Here is a 13,430-nt window from a genome sequence, read left to right as displayed (position 1 = left end):
CACGCGCCCTACGCTCTCCCAGCATTCGCGCGCCAAGTGATACCAAGTTAGGCCGATCCGGCGGCAAGGGTTGACCGCGGCAGCTCGCGGTGGGCGCGCTCGCGGGCCCCTGTCACATTCACCGACCGCGCTTCGTCAAGGGTGCATGCACACCGTTCTCGCTTGCATCACCATCGCCGCGAACCTCGGCATCGCCGTCGCCGACTTCGCCAAGGCTCCGTTCGTCGTGGCGAACTCGTCGGAGGTTGGGGTGCCCGCGTCGTGGCTGCCCGTGCTGGGCGGGTTGAAGGCGGCGGGCGCGGCCGGGGTTCTGTTGGGGTTGTTGGGTGTTCCGCTCGTCGGAGCGGTGGCCGCTTTCGGGTTGGCGGTGTTCTACGTCGGGGCCGTGGTGGCTCACCTTCGCGCTCGCGTGTTCCGCACTGTCGTCGTACCGCTGGTGTTCTTGGCGATGCCGGTGTTGCTGCTGAGCGGATGACGTTCAGCGGACCGCGAACACCATGCCGATGTCGGCGGATCGCTGTGCGGATTCCTGTTCGGCCGCGACGGTGAAGCCGCGCGCGGCGAAGATCTCGCGGATCCGCTCGTGGTTCTGGCGCCAGCCCTCGACCTCGACGACGGCCTGACGGACCAGCGGCCAGTGCCGTTCCTCGATGCCGCGCAGCACGTCGATGCGGTCGATGCCCTGCTCGTCGATGACGGAGGACAGCGACCTGACGCGGACCCGGTGGGTCTCGAACTGCCGCATCACCCGCGTCTTGCGCCCGACGAGAAGAGCGTGGCTGCCGGGAAGTAGCTGAAGTCCAGCTCACACTCATCGGAGCCCAGGCCGTGGGGAAGCGCGGTCACGCGTCCGTTGAAGAACTCCCGGGCGTTGCACTCGAGCAACGCGTACAGCGGCGGCAGCGGCTCGAAGGCGCCGATGTTGGCACCCACGTCGAACACGGTCGCACCCGGCGAGAAGCTCACGCCGTGGTCGAAGTACCCGCGCACCTCCTCGCGGAGGAAAGCTGCTTCCCAGGAGTTGACGCAGTGAAGCTTGAAAGCAGTCATGGTTGTGCACAGATCCTTGTTTGATTCGGAGCCGACGACATGCTGTGGTGTTATCTGCAAGGACGCCGAACAACGACTCGTCGGTTCTCTCTTGGTTCCGCGCCCGGGAAGAGACCATCAACTGATCGGTTCGGCGTGAACACCCGCGCCACCACGACCTCGAATGCCGAAACGCGTTCGAACCCTCGAACGCAGGTCAGGACACCTTCAGAGCCCATCAGGGAGAAAAAGTGAAAGACGGTGAATATCCGCCGTCCCCGACGGGACTCGTTCTGGAGTTTCGTCGGCGACTGAAAGATGTTCGGATTGAGGCCGGTAATCCGACCGGCGCCGAGATGATCCGCGCGCTGCGCAACTCAAAGGGACCGCGACTGCACCCGTCGACGCTGTCGGAGTTCGCCTCCGACAAAAGACCGACGTCGCTGCCCGGACAGGACTTCGTCCACGCGTACGTGCGCGCGTGCCACCGGCACCGAGGCGACTCCCCCGAGGAGGTCGACCGGCAGGTCCACAGCTGGCTGGCCTCGCGCACGGACGTCGTCGTCGCCCTTGGCATGAGCGTCACCCCGGTCGAGGCGGACTCCCCCGAGGCACCGAAGCCCTCCGTCGATCTCAACCTCGTCTGCGATCCGGTGGAGCTCGGCGACGCGCTGCGGCTGCGGGTGACCGCCTCCGGTCGCGAGCGATCCCGGGTGGCCACGGAGCTCGGAAAGGGTCCGGCGTGGTTCGAGGACGTTCTCAGCGGCCGCGAACTCCCCTCGCCGGAGCGGTGGGCCGAGCTGATGTCACTGCTGTCGGTCTCCAAGGGCGACCTGACCGCGTGGCACTGCGCCTATGCGCGCGTTCAGCACCATGCGGCCCGATGCGCCGCGCGGCCGGCGCGACGCCGGACCGCCATCCTGGTCGGAGCCGCCGCCGTGGTGGTCCTCCTGCTGCTCGGCGTCGGAACCTACCTGAGCTCGGGCGGTGACAGCCGCGACGCGAACGCCGAGCTGATGTCGCAGAACAGCCCCTGCCTCAGCGGGGGTCCCGGCTACAGCGTGCTCAACCACCACAGCAGCATGCTCATCAACAACCAGGACCGACCCCGGATGGGGATGCAGCGCGGCGCGACGGCGATCGGCACGCGGTACCAGCTCGCCCAGCCGCACGCGGAGCACAAGACCTGCCTGATGACGTTGCGCGCCAACACTTCCAACGGACCGCTGTGCCTCACCGCGGCCGGTGAGCCGGACATCGCGTGGCGGCCGTGCGATGACGCGCTGCCCGCGCAGCAATGGGTCGAGGAACCGCACTGGAACGACGGGACCTCCCAGTGGGCTCGCCTGCACTCCGCCGCCGATCCCGAACGCTGCCTGCAACAGGCAAGGTCCGATGGCGCGGGCACACCGCTGACAGTCGCGGCGTGTTCGACCAACTGGTTGCAGCACTGGAGATTGCTACCGCCTTCCTGACGCACGGTGTCGCCGGACGTCGCGGACGTCTCGTCTCAACCCCCACCAGGCCATGGAGTTCTACCGCGAGATGGGCCCCTGGGAGAAGGAGGGGCCGGTCAAGGGCTCTGTCGCGCTTCTTCCTCGCTCGCGGCGCCGGCACGCACGAACCGGGTGCCCCATTCGCGCAGGTGCTCGGCGAACTCCGGTGGCCCGAGCACCTCGAAGCCCGCGCCGACGTTGCCCAGTGCCTGTGTCGGCCAGTCCAGGCTGGTCGAGGTCATGGTGAGGTGGCAGCGGTCGGCTCCGGCGGGCTCGATCGTCCCCCACTGGCCGACGACCTGCCGCACCCGCGCCTCGGGCGCGTGGACGAGGACCCGCACGGTGTGGGCGGCGGGGGCGCCGGTGCTGGTGCGGAGGAAGGCCGCGGCGTCTTCGGCAGGCAGCTCGCGCGGCCGGAACCGCGCCCCGGTCCGGCTGGGACCGGTCAGCCGGTCCAGGCGGAAGCTGCGCCAGTCGTGCCGCGTCAGGTCGTAGGCGACCAGGTACCAGCGCGCACCCTGCGCGACCAGCCGGTGTGGCTCGACCTCGCGTTCGGTCGGCGCGGCACCCCGTGCCGCGTAACCGAACCGGATTCGTTCCTCGTCCCGGCACGCCTGGGCGATCGCGGTGAGAACGTCGGCGGCGACGATCGGTCCGGCCGAGGTCGGCGACACGGTCATGGCGCGCAGGGCGTCCACCCTGGCGCGCAGCCTGGGCGGCAGGACTTGCACGACCTTGGTGAGCGCGCGGACCGCTGCGTCCTCGATACCGGCGATTCCACTGTGCACGGCGTCGCCCATGCCGACCGCGAGCGCGACGGCTTCCTCGTCGTCCAGCAGCAGCGGGGGTAGGACGGCACCCGGTGCCAGTTGGTAGCCGCCGTCGGTGCCCCGGGAGGCCTCGACCGGGTAGCCCAGGTGTCGCAAACGGTCGATGTCACGGCGCAGCGTGCGTGCCGAGACCTCCAGCCGGTCCGCGAGATCGGACCCCGCCCAGTGCCGATGGGTCTGCAACAGGGACAGCAAGCGCAAGGTTCGGGAGCTGGTGTTCGCCATGTCTCCATTCTGCTGACCTTTAGGACACAAAGTGGCCTGAAGCCGCTCTAGCGTCCTCCACGACAGCCGAAACCGACCGAGGGAGACCCACGATGATCACTCGCGAGATCCACCTGGCCAGCCACATCACCGGCGTTCCCGGCCCGGAGCACTTCACGGTCGCCCACACCGAGATCGACGGTGAGGTGCTGGTGCGCACCGAGCGGCTGGGCCTGGCCGCGACGTACCTGGAGCTGATGCGCGCTGACTGCCACCTCCCGGTGCCCGCGTGGCAGCCCGGCCAGCGGGTGGGCGTGGCGGCGGTCGGCACCGTCGTCCGCTCCTCCAGCGACGCGCTCCGGGTGGGCGACGCGGTGCAGTCGATGACGGGGTGGACCGAGTACTCCGCCGGTCCCGCCGACTCCTACGTCAAGCTCGACCGCGACGCGTTCCCTGACCTCGGATTCCACCTCGGCCAGGGCCCGACCGCCTTCTACGGCATGGCCGACGTCGCGGCCGTGGGTGAGGGCGACGTCGTGTTCGTCTCCGGCGCGGCCGGCGGTGTCGGTTCACTGGCCGGGCAGATCGCCAAGCGACTCGGCGCCGCGCGGGTGATCGGCAGCGCGGGGAGCTCGGCGAAGGTCGACTACCTCGTCAACGACCTCGGATTCGACGCCGCGTTCGACTACCGCGACGACCCCGCCGCACGGCTGAGGGAACTGGCGCCCGAGGGCATCAGCGTCTTCTTCGACGTCGTCGGCGGCGCGCAGTACGACGCCGCGCTCCAGGTGGCGCGGCCGGGCGCGCGGTTCGCGCTGTGCGGTTCGCTGTCCAGCCAGCTCGGCGACTCCGCCGAGCGGTTCCCGCAACCGGACCGCGCCGAAGCGGAGGCCAGGGGCGTCGTGCTGTCGCCGTTCTCCTGCTACCACACACCCGAGCAGATTTCGGCGTGGCACAAGCACTTCCGCTTGTGGCTGGACGAGGGGCGCTTCGTCTTCCCCCAGACCGTGGTCGACGCCGCGATCACCGACGTGCCGCAGGCGTTCCTGGCCTTCCTCGGGGGCGCCCACCGCGGCAACGTCTCGGTGCGGCTGACGTGAGCACGCTGTCGCTTCGTGTCCTGAACCGCGCCCTGTTGCAGCGGCAGTTCCTGCTGGCCCGAACCGACGCCACTCCCCTGGAGGTGATCGGGCGTCTGGTCGCGATGCAGGCCCAAGAGCCGAACTGGCCGTTCGTCGGCCTGTGGAGCCGAATCCGGGGATTCGAGCACTCCGACCTCACGACGCTGCTCGAGGACCGGCAGGTGGTGCGGTCGAGTCTGTTGCGCAGCACGCAGCACCTGGCTGGAGCCGATGACTTCCGTCGGTTCCGGCCGCTGCTGCAACCGGTGCTCGACCGCACGGCGCGCACGGCCTACTTCAGCCGCAACAGCGCGGGCCTCGACACCGACGAGCTGGTGGCGACGGGCCTGCGGGTCCTGGGCGGTCGGGCGATGCCCCGCAAGGAGCTGGCCCGGCGACTGGCGCAGGGCCACCCCGGCCGCGACGGACGGATTCTGGCGGGCGAGGTGGAGGTGCGGACCGCGCTGGTCCACGATCCGGCCACCGCCGGGTGGGGCGCCTGGGGCAACCGGTCGTCCGTGTCGGTCACGGCCGTCCGGGTCGCCGAGCCCGCGGGCGCCAAGGAGCTGATCCGCCGGTACCTCACGGCGTTCGGCCCTGCCAGCGTCAAGGACGTGCAGGCGTGGAGCGGGTTGACCCGGTTGAGCGAGGTCGTCGCGGAGATGCGCGCCGAGCTGCGCTGGTACCGCGACCCGCACGGCGGGGAACTGGTCGACCTGGCCGATGCCGAGCTGCCGGACCCCGACACCCCCGCCCCCGCGCGGTTGCTGCCGGGCTTCGACAACGCGCTGCTCGGGCACGCCGACCGGACCCGGATCATCTCCGACGAGGACCGGAAGCGGATCATGCCCGGTCGCGCGCTGGTGCGGCCCGCGTTCCTGGTCGACGGCCGGGTGCACGGCAGCTGGTCGGTGTCCGACGGGGAGCTGCGACTGACGGCGTTCCGGCCGCTGCCGGTCCAGGACCGCGCCGCCGTCGCGGACGAGGCGCAACGCCTGCTGCCGTTCGTGGCGGCGCGCCGCGTGTCCTTCTCCGCTCCGTCCTGATCGACGGCGCCGGTCTCCCGGTGCGGTCGCGACTGTCAGGGGGCGGTGCGACGATGCGGCTCCGACCCCGAGCCAGGAGGAACGCCGTGACTTCTCGCCTCAACCCCTACCTCAGTTTCACCGACAACGCCCGCCAGGCCATGGAGTTCTACCGCGAGGTCTTCGGCGGCGAGCTGGCGGTGAACACCTTCGGGGAGTTCGGCATGACCGAGAACGCCGACCTGGTCATGCACAGCCTGCTCACGACGGACGCGGGCTTCACCTTGATGGGCGCGGACACCCCGCCCGGGATGGAACACCAGCAGGGCAGCAGCATCACGGTCTGCGTCAACGGCGACGACGTGGAGACGTTGCACGGCTACTGGGACAAGCTGATCGACGGCGGCACCGTGGCGACCCCGTTGGAGAAGCAGATGTGGGGCGACGAGTACGGCGCCTGCGAGGACCGCTTCGGCATCCCGTGGATGTTCAACATCTCCCAGCCGCAGGGCTGAACACCGGCGAGGAGGCCCGGCCCAGCGCGGACCGGGCCCCACCGTCACAGATAGGTCAAGGTGACGTACTGGTGGGCGAAGTTGATCCACCCGTTGCAGCTGATCCGTGTGCCCCTCTCGGTGGTGACGTACCCCTTGTCGCCGGAACGCAGCGGGCCGCAACCGTAGGCAAAGCCCCTCCAGTGCGTCCCCTTCCGTTCCTGGCACAGCGTGCTGAACGGCAACTGGAGGAAGAGGCCCTTGGTCTTGCCCTGCCTCGCGCACTTCTGCACCGGGGTGTCCGCCGCCGCGTGAGCGGTGGTCGCCGGTACCACGATCGCGCCGAGCGCAAGGGCGCTCGCGACCAGAACGGATCGAATCCTCACGGTTCCTCCTTCGTCGGCCCACGGCGGACGCTACGTGCGGTGAAGATCGTCAGAAATGCCATCTTCATGGCGCCTAGCAGCGAAAACGGTTGCATCAGCGCTTCGGATGACAATGCGGGAAGAAGCGCTTCACAGCGCCTGAGCACCGGCTGCGCGAGCGAACAGCTCTACGGAGGAAAGCCCGCGGCGGTGCATTCGAAGGCTTGATCACCATTCGGCGGGCCGCATGCGGTCAGCCAAGCTGATATCAGGAGGTGTTAAGTTAACATCCAAGGCCTCAACCTGGAGGTGGGTCGTGGGTGAGCTGGCGGTCGGCGTCGACCTGGGCACGCAGGGTGTGCGGGCCGTGGTCAGCGACCTGCGCGGGCACGTGCTCGGGCAGGGGCACGCGCCGCTGGCGAGCCGCCGCGAGGGTGACCGGCACGAGCAAGACGCCGAGCAGTGGTGGAGCGCGGTCGGCACGGCGGTGAGCGCGGCGCTGGCTGAAGCGCCGAAGTGGCCGGTGCTGGGTGTGGCGACGTGCGCGACCTCGGGCACGGTGGTACTCACGGACGAGGCGTTGCGGCCCACGTTCCCCGCGTTGATGTACGACGACCTCCGCGCGCGGGGCCACGGCGTGCTGAGCAAGATCGACGCAAGCGTCTGGGAACGCCTCGGGGTGCGTCCGCAGCCGTCGTGGGCGCTGGGCCGGATCGCGTGGCTGCGCGACCGGCAACCCGCCGGACTCGTGCTGCACCAAGCGGATTTCGTCACCGGACGCCTGGCCGGGCGCCCGGTCGCGGCGGACACGAGTCACGCGTTGAAGTCGGGGGCTGATCCGGTCACCCGAGACTGGCCGGAGGAGGTCCTCGCGGCGCTGGGGCCGTTGCCGGAGCTGACGAAGCCGGGCGCGGTGCTCGGAGAGGTTTGCGCGGAGGCGGCGGAGCACACGGGACTGCCGGTGGGCACGCCGATCATCGCGGGGATGACGGACGGGTGCGCGGCGCAGCTGGCGACCGGGGCGCTCGACGTCGGCAGCTGGAACTCCGTGCTGGGCACCACCTTGGTGGTCAAGGGGGTCGCTGAGCGGCGGATCATCGACCCGGACGGCAGTGTCTACAGCCATCTCTCCCCCGACGGGCACTGGTGGCCGGGCGGCGCGTCGAGCATCGGCGCCGGTGTGCTGGGCAGCGAGTTTCCCGGGCGGGACCTGGCGGAGCTGGACGCGAGGGCGCCGCTGCGCGAAGCACTGGGTTGCGTGAGCTACCCGTTGGCCGGGCGGGGCGAGCGGTTCCCGTTCGTGCGGCCGGACGCGGAGGGGTTCACGCTCGGCGAACCGCGCGATGAGCTGGAGCGCTACGCGGCGGTCCTCCAGGGCGTGGCGTTCGTGGAGCGGCTGTGCTTCGAGCACGTCGCGGGGCTCGGCGCACCGGTCGGCGACACGATCCGGGTGACCGGCGGAGCGGTGCGCAGCGCGGCGTGGACGCAGCTGCGCGCGGACGTGCTCGGCCGGAGCCTGGAGCTGCCGGAAGTCGCGCAGCCCGCCTTCGGCATGGCGGTGCTGGCCGCCGCGAGCGCCACGAAGACGACCGCGGCCGAGGCGGCGCGAGACATGGTGCGCGTGGCGCGGGTGTTCGAGCCGGACGCGCGGGTCGGCGCGGACCTCGAACAGGGGTATCAGCGGCTGAGGAGGAGCCTGCTCGATGACTGAGATCATCGTTGTGCGACACGGGGAAACCTTGTGGCACAAGGAAAATCGCTATGCTGGGCGCTCCGACGTCGCCCTGACCGAGCGCGGCGAGGAGCAGGCGGCGGAGCTGGCGGGCTGGGCGGAGGGCGCGGGCCTCGCGGCCGTGCACTGCTCGACGTTGAGCCGCGCGGTGATCACTGCGCGGACGGTCGGCGCCCGGACCGGGCTGACGCCGGTGGTGGACGCGCGGTTGCTGGAGCTGGACTTCGGCGACTGCGACGGGATGACCGCCTCGGAGATGCCCGCCGATGTGCGCGAGCGCTTCGAAGCCGATCCGGTCGCGAACCACCTGCCCGGCGGCGAGCACCCGGAAGCCGCCGCGAAGCGCTTCCTGGAGGGCTTGACGGCTGCCGTCAAGGAAAACGGGCGTGTCTTGGTCGTCGCACACAGCACGGCGCTGCGGCTCGCGCTGTGCGAGGTGCTGGGCATCCCGTTGGCCCGCTACCGCACGGCGTTCCCGGTGATCGAGAACTGCCGTGGCGCACGGCTGCGAGTTCGAGGCGGCGAATTCTCCTTGCTGTCGTTGAACGAACGGCTGGCGGCATGAGCGAGCAGAACCTGTCGCGGCGCCGCGAGGAACGGCTGGATGAGCTGACCGCGCTGTTGCTGGCCGAGGGCACCGGGACCGCGCAGGACCTCGCTGAGCGCTTCGACGTGAGCCTGATGACGATGCACCGCGACCTCGACGAGCTGGAGCGGCGCGGCCTGGTGCGCAAGTTCCGCGGTGGTGTCACCACGCAACCGTCCGGGGTCTTCGAGAGCACGGTGCTCTTCCGCCAGCAGGCCATGATCGCCCAGAAGCAGGCCATCGCGCGGGCGGCGCGGCGGCTCGTGGAGCCCGGCATGTCGATCATGCTGGACGACTCGACTTCGGTGCTGGAGCTGGCAAGACTCCTTGACGGCATCACTCCGCTCCGCGTGGTCACGAACTTCCTGACCGGATTGAGGACGCTCGCCGGGACGCCGGGGATCTCGCTGACCGCGCTCGGCGGGGACTACGACCCCAACCACGACTCTTTCCTCGGAGTCGGGTGCGTCGAGGCGATCGAGGCGCTGCGCGTGGACGCGGTTTTCGTCTCCACCTCGGCCGCCGCCGAAGGTCTCGCCTACCACCAGGAGCAGCACATCGTCTCGGTCAAGCGCGCGATGCTCGCCGCCGCCGCTCGGCGTTTTCTGTTGCTGGACAGCGGAAAGCTCGGCCGCGTCGCGTTGCACCGCGTGGTGCCGTTGGAGTCCTTCGACCTGGTGATCGTCGATGAGGGGATCTCCGAGGAGCAGCTCGCGGATCTCCGTGAGCGTGGGATTCCGGTGGAGGTGGCGTGAGCGGCTTCGAGGGCGTGCTCTTCGACATGGACGGCGTGATCGTCGAGTCGGAGCACCTGTGGGAGGAGAGCTGGACGGTCAGCGCCGCCGAGCGCGGGTACGCGTGGACGGCGGAGGACACCTCCACGGTGCAGGGCATGAGCGCGCCGGAGTGGTCGGCCTACGTCGCGGCGCGCGCCGGGGTGCCGGAGGAGGCCGAGACCGTCCGCGCGGAGTGCGTGAAGTTCATGGTGGACAAGGTGATCAGCGGCTCGGTCCCGCTGATGCCCGGCGCGGCGGAGCTGGTGCGCGCGGTGTCCGGCCTGGTCCCGGTCGCGGTCGCCTCCTCGGCGGCGCGGGTGGTGATCGAGGCGGTGCTGGCCGAGCACGGGCTGGCCGACCGCTTCGGCGCGGTGTGCTCCAGCGAGGAGGTCCCGCTGGGCAAGCCCGCCCCGGACGTGTACCTGGAGGCCGCGCGGCGGCTCGGCGTCGATCCCGCGCGGTGCATGGGGATCGAGGACTCCAGCAACGGAATGCGCTCCGCGAGCGCCGCCGGGCTGACGCTGGTGGCGCTGCCCAACGCGGCGTACCCGCCGAAGCCGGACGCGCTCGCACTGGCCGCCCACGTCGCGGCCACCCACGACGACGCACGCGAGTACATCACCGGGAGGCTGACCCCATGACCCTTCGTGTTCTCGCGGCGGGCGACAACTTCGTGCTGAGTTCGCTGCTGAAGAGCGCCGTGCTGGCGGAGGTCCCGGACGCCGAGGTGTCCACAGTGGACTTCCCGTGGCCGGACGTGCCCTTCGGCAGGGTCGCCGAGGTGGACGAGGCGACCGGCACCGAGGACGAGATGATCGCCGCGCTGCGCGGGCACGACGTCCTGGTGACGCAGATGGGTGCGGTGACCGAGCGCGTGCTGCGCGAGTGCCCGGAGCTGGGGCTGGTCGCGGTCAGCAGGGGCGGGCCGATCAACGTCAACATCCCGGCGGCGACCGAAGCGGGCGTCGCGGTCTGCTCCGCACCGGGCCGCAACGCGACGGCCACCGCGGAGATGACGATCGCGCTCATGCTGTCGGTGCTGCGCAGAGTCCCGGAGACGCACGCGCACACCGCGAACGGTGAGTGGCGCGGGGACTACTACCGCTACGAGCGCTGCGGCCTTGAGCTGGAAGGCACCCCGGTCGGCCTCGTCGGCTACGGCGCGATCGGCAGCAGGGTGGCGAAGGTGCTCACCGCGTTCGGGGCCGAGGTCATGGTGTACGACCCTTACGCCGATCCGGAGCTGCCGGGACTGGTGCACGACCTCGACGATCTGTTGGTGCGAAGCCGGATTCTCACGCTGCACGCGCGGGTCACGGAGGAGACCGAGGGGCTGATCGGGATGCGCGAGCTGTCGATGCTGCCGCGAGGGTCCTATGTGGTCAATGCGGCGCGCGGCGCGTTGCTGGACTACTCGGCGGTCGTGGAGGCGCTGCGCGACGGGCACCTCGCCGGAGCCGCGTTCGACACGTACGCGGTGGAGCCGATTCCGGCAGGAGATCCGTTGCTCAGCGCGCCGAACGTGGTGATGACCCCGCACATCGCCGGTGCTTCCAAGGCGGTCGCGGAGAAGGCCGCGCGCATCGTGGCCGCCGAGGTCGGTCGGTTCGCGCGCGGCGAGGCATTGGCCAACTGCTCCAACCCGGAGGCGCGCGATGTACGTCGGAGTTGATGTTGGCACGTCCGTCACCAAGGCCGTTGCCTTCGGTCCCGATGGCGCACAGGTGGACAGCGAATCCGTTCAGACCAAGCTGATCCACCCCGCGCCCGGGCAGACGGAGCAGGACGTCGACGAGGTGCTGCGGTCGGTCACCACCGTGCTCGACGCGGTGGTTTCGCGCGTCGGCCAGCCGGAGTTCGTCGCGATCACCGGCCAGGGCGACGGCCTGTGGCTGTCCGATGTGGACGGACGCCCTTCGCGCGCCGCGGTGTCCTGGATGGACGGTCGCGCCGCCGGGACCGTGCGGGAGTGGACCGCCTCAGGGGTCGAAGAGGCGCTGTTCCGGGTGAACGGCAACATCCAGTTCCCAGGCAGCCCAGCCGCGATCTTGTCCTATTTGGACAGGCACGAGCCCTCAGCGCTCGACCGCTCCGCGACGGCGGGGTACTGCAAGGACATCGTGTTGCAACACCTCACCGGTCTGCGGGCGACCGATGCCTCCGACACCACCATGCCGTTCGGCGATCTGCGCGGCGGCTACAGCGCGCGAGCCTTGGAGCTGACCGGGCTCGGTCACCGAGCGAACCTGCTGGCCCCGATCCACGCCAGGCAACCGGTCGGCGAGCTGCGCCTGGCTGGCACCGCTCTCGCGCGGGGAACTCCGATCGTGTCCGGGCCTTACGATCTGCCCGCGTGCGCGCACGGCTCCGGCGTGGTCTCCCCCGGCGACGGCATGGTGATCATCGGAACCACCTTGGCGTGTCAGGTGATCACCGACTCCCCCGACACCTCCGGCCGCCCCTCCGGGCTCACGCTGGCCACCGGGGTGCCCGGCTCGTGGTTGCGCGCGATGCCCGCCATGGTCGGCACCGCCTCGCTCGACTGGGTGCTGCGCATGATCGGCCAGACCACGAGCGCCGTGCCCGCGCTGCTCGCCGAGTCGCGCCCGGGGGCCGACGGTGTCGCGGTGCTGCCGTACTTCTCACCCTCCGGGGAGCGCGCCCCGTTCGTCGACCCGTCCGCGCGCGGCCAGTTCACCGGCTTGACCTTGCGCACCTCGCGCGCTGACCTCGTGCGAGCCGTCTGCGAAGGCATCGCTTACGCCGCACGGCACTGCCTTGAAGCGGCTGGCCTGACCGGTTCGCTGGCCGTTGCCGGTGGTGGCGCGCGGAGCCCGGAGTGGTTGCAGGTCTTCGCCGACGTCCTCGACCGGCCGCTGAGACTGCCCCGGTGTTCGGAGGTGGGCGCGCGCGGTGTCGTCGTGAACGCCTTCGGTGCGCTCGGGCTGGAGCACGACGCCGAGTCCTGGACCGGCTCCGAGCAGATCATCGAGCCGGGCCAGGACGTCGCGCGCTACCGCGAGGGGTACGAGCGGTACCTCGCGCACCTCGCCGCCGCGCGCCCGCTCTGGACCTAGGCTTCGAGTTCCTTGTCCTCGCCGCGCTTGCGGAGGTAGGAGAAGCCGGGGATGCCCAGGATCGCCTTGCGCACGTCCTTGGTGACGTCGAGGAGCTCGTGGATGTCCGGGCCGACGCGGTCCAGGGTGCCCAGGATCGGCATGATGTCGGTGATCAGGTGCTCCGCGAGCTTCGGCAGCTCGTCGACCAGCTTGATCGCCGCCTCGATCTCGTGCGCCGACAGCTCGGTGACGAAGCGCAGCATCGGCTTCGTCGTCTCCAGGATCTCGTCCACCGCGGCCGTCACACGGCGCGCGTGCGCCACCGCCTCCTCCGAGGAGGTGATCACCGCGTCCGTCCGCTCGACGAGCTCGTTCGCCCGCCGCACCACGTCCTCCGCGGCCGTGAGCAGGTTGAGCACCCGGCCGGGTATCGACACCACGGTCGTCGTCGTCTGCACAGCCCAGTCGAACACGGTTCGCGGGCCGGGGAGGTTGAACACCATGCCTCCAGTCTGCCGGAAATCCGCACCGGGGGTCGCGGGACAGGCCCGGCGTTGGGCAGATGCTCGCGTTTCTCGTTGGAGCGCCTGGGAATTCGTTGCTGGCTGGAAGTGAGCACCCCTACCGCCGGCTCGGCAGGCGCGGAGCCGAGCGGCGGACAGCCGTGTCAACCGGTCGGTCGATACGGCACCCCCACCGCGCTGCAACGGTGA

The 13,430-nt window shown here is 70.4% G+C and carries 17 protein-coding genes; 12 read left to right on the top strand and 5 right to left on the bottom strand.

The annotated features are described in order from the left end of the window. Positions 1–145 precede the first annotated feature (145 nt). On the top strand, positions 146–475 hold the full coding sequence (locus ABD798_RS34030) for a DoxX family protein (protein ID WP_344884585.1): 330 nt from the start codon (positions 146–148) through the stop codon (positions 473–475). 3 nt (positions 476–478) lie between these two features. Here ABD798_RS34030 and ABD798_RS34025 read toward each other — a convergent pair whose 3' ends face one another. Then, entirely contained in the window at positions 479–745 is a 267-nt protein-coding gene (locus ABD798_RS34025; RefSeq protein WP_344884582.1) for a hypothetical protein, read from the bottom strand. Continuing rightward, complete coding sequence (locus tag ABD798_RS34020) at positions 745–1,050, bottom strand: class I SAM-dependent methyltransferase (RefSeq protein ID WP_344884578.1); 306 nt, start codon at positions 1,048–1,050, stop codon at positions 745–747. The genes ABD798_RS34025 and ABD798_RS34020 overlap by 1 nt, the downstream gene beginning before the upstream one ends. 335 nt (positions 1,051–1,385) lie before the next feature. Between ABD798_RS34020 and ABD798_RS34015 the strand changes: the two genes are divergently transcribed. Continuing rightward, positions 1,386–2,504: a helix-turn-helix domain-containing protein gene (locus tag ABD798_RS34015; protein ID WP_344884575.1), complete on the top strand. Its 1,119-nt coding sequence runs from the start codon at positions 1,386–1,388 to the stop codon at positions 2,502–2,504. Between the two features lie 98 nt (positions 2,505–2,602). Here ABD798_RS34015 and ABD798_RS34010 read toward each other — a convergent pair whose 3' ends face one another. Next, positions 2,603–3,580 carry a helix-turn-helix transcriptional regulator gene (locus tag ABD798_RS34010; RefSeq protein WP_344884572.1) on the bottom strand — a complete coding sequence of 326 codons (978 nt, stop codon included), beginning with the start codon at positions 3,578–3,580 and terminating at the stop codon, positions 2,603–2,605. A 92-nt stretch (positions 3,581–3,672) separates the two neighbouring features. Here ABD798_RS34010 and ABD798_RS34005 point away from each other — a divergent pair, with 92 nt between their 5' ends. From ABD798_RS34005 to ABD798_RS33995, 3 genes are all read left to right on the top strand, one after another. After that, positions 3,673–4,659, top strand: a complete 987-nt coding sequence (locus ABD798_RS34005) for a zinc-binding dehydrogenase (protein WP_344884569.1) — start codon at positions 3,673–3,675, stop codon at positions 4,657–4,659. Beyond that, complete coding sequence (locus ABD798_RS34000; RefSeq protein ID WP_344884566.1) at positions 4,656–5,726, top strand: winged helix DNA-binding domain-containing protein; 1,071 nt, start codon at positions 4,656–4,658, stop codon at positions 5,724–5,726. Before ABD798_RS34005 ends, ABD798_RS34000 begins: the two co-directional genes overlap by 4 nt. A gap of 86 nt (positions 5,727–5,812) precedes the next feature. Continuing rightward, positions 5,813–6,220 carry a VOC family protein gene (locus ABD798_RS33995; RefSeq protein ID WP_344884563.1) on the top strand — a complete coding sequence of 136 codons (408 nt, stop codon included), beginning with the start codon at positions 5,813–5,815 and terminating at the stop codon, positions 6,218–6,220. A gap of 44 nt (positions 6,221–6,264) precedes the next feature. Here ABD798_RS33995 and ABD798_RS33990 read toward each other — a convergent pair whose 3' ends face one another. After that, positions 6,265–6,585: a hypothetical protein gene (locus tag ABD798_RS33990; RefSeq protein ID WP_344884560.1), complete on the bottom strand. Its 321-nt coding sequence runs from the start codon at positions 6,583–6,585 to the stop codon at positions 6,265–6,267. 39 nt (positions 6,586–6,624) lie between these two features. Here ABD798_RS33990 and ABD798_RS33985 point away from each other — a divergent pair, with 39 nt between their 5' ends. The 7 genes from ABD798_RS33985 to ABD798_RS33955 all read left to right on the top strand — a co-directional run bounded on the left by ABD798_RS33985 (position 6,625) and on the right by ABD798_RS33955 (position 12,735). Then, on the top strand, positions 6,625–6,792 hold the full coding sequence (locus ABD798_RS33985) for a hypothetical protein (RefSeq protein ID WP_344884557.1): 168 nt from the start codon (positions 6,625–6,627) through the stop codon (positions 6,790–6,792). Between the two features lie 88 nt (positions 6,793–6,880). Beyond that, a complete protein-coding gene (locus ABD798_RS33980; RefSeq protein WP_344884554.1) occupies positions 6,881–8,275 on the top strand; it encodes an FGGY-family carbohydrate kinase in 1,395 nt (464 codons plus the stop codon). Further along, positions 8,268–8,861: a histidine phosphatase family protein gene (locus ABD798_RS33975; protein ID WP_344884551.1), complete on the top strand. Its 594-nt coding sequence runs from the start codon at positions 8,268–8,270 to the stop codon at positions 8,859–8,861. Before ABD798_RS33980 ends, ABD798_RS33975 begins: the two co-directional genes overlap by 8 nt. Further along, the gene (locus tag ABD798_RS33970) at positions 8,858–9,637 is read left to right on the top strand and encodes a DeoR/GlpR family DNA-binding transcription regulator (protein ID WP_344884548.1); all 780 of its coding nucleotides are present in this window, start codon (positions 8,858–8,860) and stop codon (positions 9,635–9,637) included. The genes ABD798_RS33975 and ABD798_RS33970 overlap by 4 nt, the downstream gene beginning before the upstream one ends. After that, entirely contained in the window at positions 9,634–10,299 is a 666-nt protein-coding gene (locus ABD798_RS33965) for an HAD family hydrolase (protein ID WP_344884545.1), read from the top strand. Before ABD798_RS33970 ends, ABD798_RS33965 begins: the two co-directional genes overlap by 4 nt. Further along, on the top strand, positions 10,296–11,330 hold the full coding sequence (locus tag ABD798_RS33960) for a 2-hydroxyacid dehydrogenase (protein WP_344884542.1): 1,035 nt from the start codon (positions 10,296–10,298) through the stop codon (positions 11,328–11,330). The genes ABD798_RS33965 and ABD798_RS33960 overlap by 4 nt, the downstream gene beginning before the upstream one ends. Beyond that, positions 11,314–12,735 (top strand): FGGY family carbohydrate kinase, encoded by a 1,422-nt coding sequence (locus ABD798_RS33955; RefSeq protein WP_344884539.1) that lies wholly within the window; start codon positions 11,314–11,316, stop codon positions 12,733–12,735. Before ABD798_RS33960 ends, ABD798_RS33955 begins: the two co-directional genes overlap by 17 nt. Here the strand turns inward: ABD798_RS33955 and ABD798_RS33950 are convergent. Next, positions 12,732–13,220 carry a hypothetical protein gene (locus ABD798_RS33950; RefSeq protein WP_344884536.1) on the bottom strand — a complete coding sequence of 163 codons (489 nt, stop codon included), beginning with the start codon at positions 13,218–13,220 and terminating at the stop codon, positions 12,732–12,734. The genes ABD798_RS33955 and ABD798_RS33950 overlap by 4 nt on opposite strands. Positions 13,221–13,430 lie beyond the last annotated feature (210 nt).

This window comes from Allokutzneria multivorans (assembly GCF_039537405.1).
Classification (GTDB): Bacteria; Actinomycetota; Actinomycetes; order Mycobacteriales; family Pseudonocardiaceae; genus Allokutzneria; species Allokutzneria multivorans.
The sequence above is the reverse complement of the archived record's forward strand: the minus strand, read 5'-3'. Positions and strand labels throughout refer to the sequence as shown.

What these genes read in the sequence shown, in the direction of transcription:
- ABD798_RS34020 (WP_344884578.1), bottom strand. Translation starts at nt 1,050, where the DNA reads ATGACTGCTTTCAAGCTTCACTGCGTCAACTCCTGGGAAGCAGCTTTC.
- ABD798_RS33950 (WP_344884536.1), bottom strand. Translation starts at nt 13,220, where the DNA reads ATGGTGTTCAACCTCCCCGGCCCGCGAACCGTGTTCGACTGGGCTGTG.
- ABD798_RS33975 (WP_344884551.1), top strand. Translation starts at nt 8,268, where the DNA reads ATGACTGAGATCATCGTTGTGCGACACGGGGAAACCTTGTGGCACAAG.
- ABD798_RS34025 (WP_344884582.1), bottom strand. Translation starts at nt 745, where the DNA reads ATGCGGCAGTTCGAGACCCACCGGGTCCGCGTCAGGTCGCTGTCCTCC.
- ABD798_RS34005 (WP_344884569.1), top strand. Translation starts at nt 3,673, where the DNA reads ATGATCACTCGCGAGATCCACCTGGCCAGCCACATCACCGGCGTTCCC.
- ABD798_RS33970 (WP_344884548.1), top strand. Translation starts at nt 8,858, where the DNA reads ATGAGCGAGCAGAACCTGTCGCGGCGCCGCGAGGAACGGCTGGATGAG.
- ABD798_RS33960 (WP_344884542.1), top strand. Translation starts at nt 10,296, where the DNA reads ATGACCCTTCGTGTTCTCGCGGCGGGCGACAACTTCGTGCTGAGTTCG.
- ABD798_RS34015 (WP_344884575.1), top strand. Translation starts at nt 1,386, where the DNA reads ATGATCCGCGCGCTGCGCAACTCAAAGGGACCGCGACTGCACCCGTCG.
- ABD798_RS34030 (WP_344884585.1), top strand. Translation starts at nt 146, where the DNA reads ATGCACACCGTTCTCGCTTGCATCACCATCGCCGCGAACCTCGGCATC.
- ABD798_RS33955 (WP_344884539.1), top strand. Translation starts at nt 11,314, where the DNA reads ATGTACGTCGGAGTTGATGTTGGCACGTCCGTCACCAAGGCCGTTGCC.
- ABD798_RS34010 (WP_344884572.1), bottom strand. Translation starts at nt 3,580, where the DNA reads ATGGCGAACACCAGCTCCCGAACCTTGCGCTTGCTGTCCCTGTTGCAG.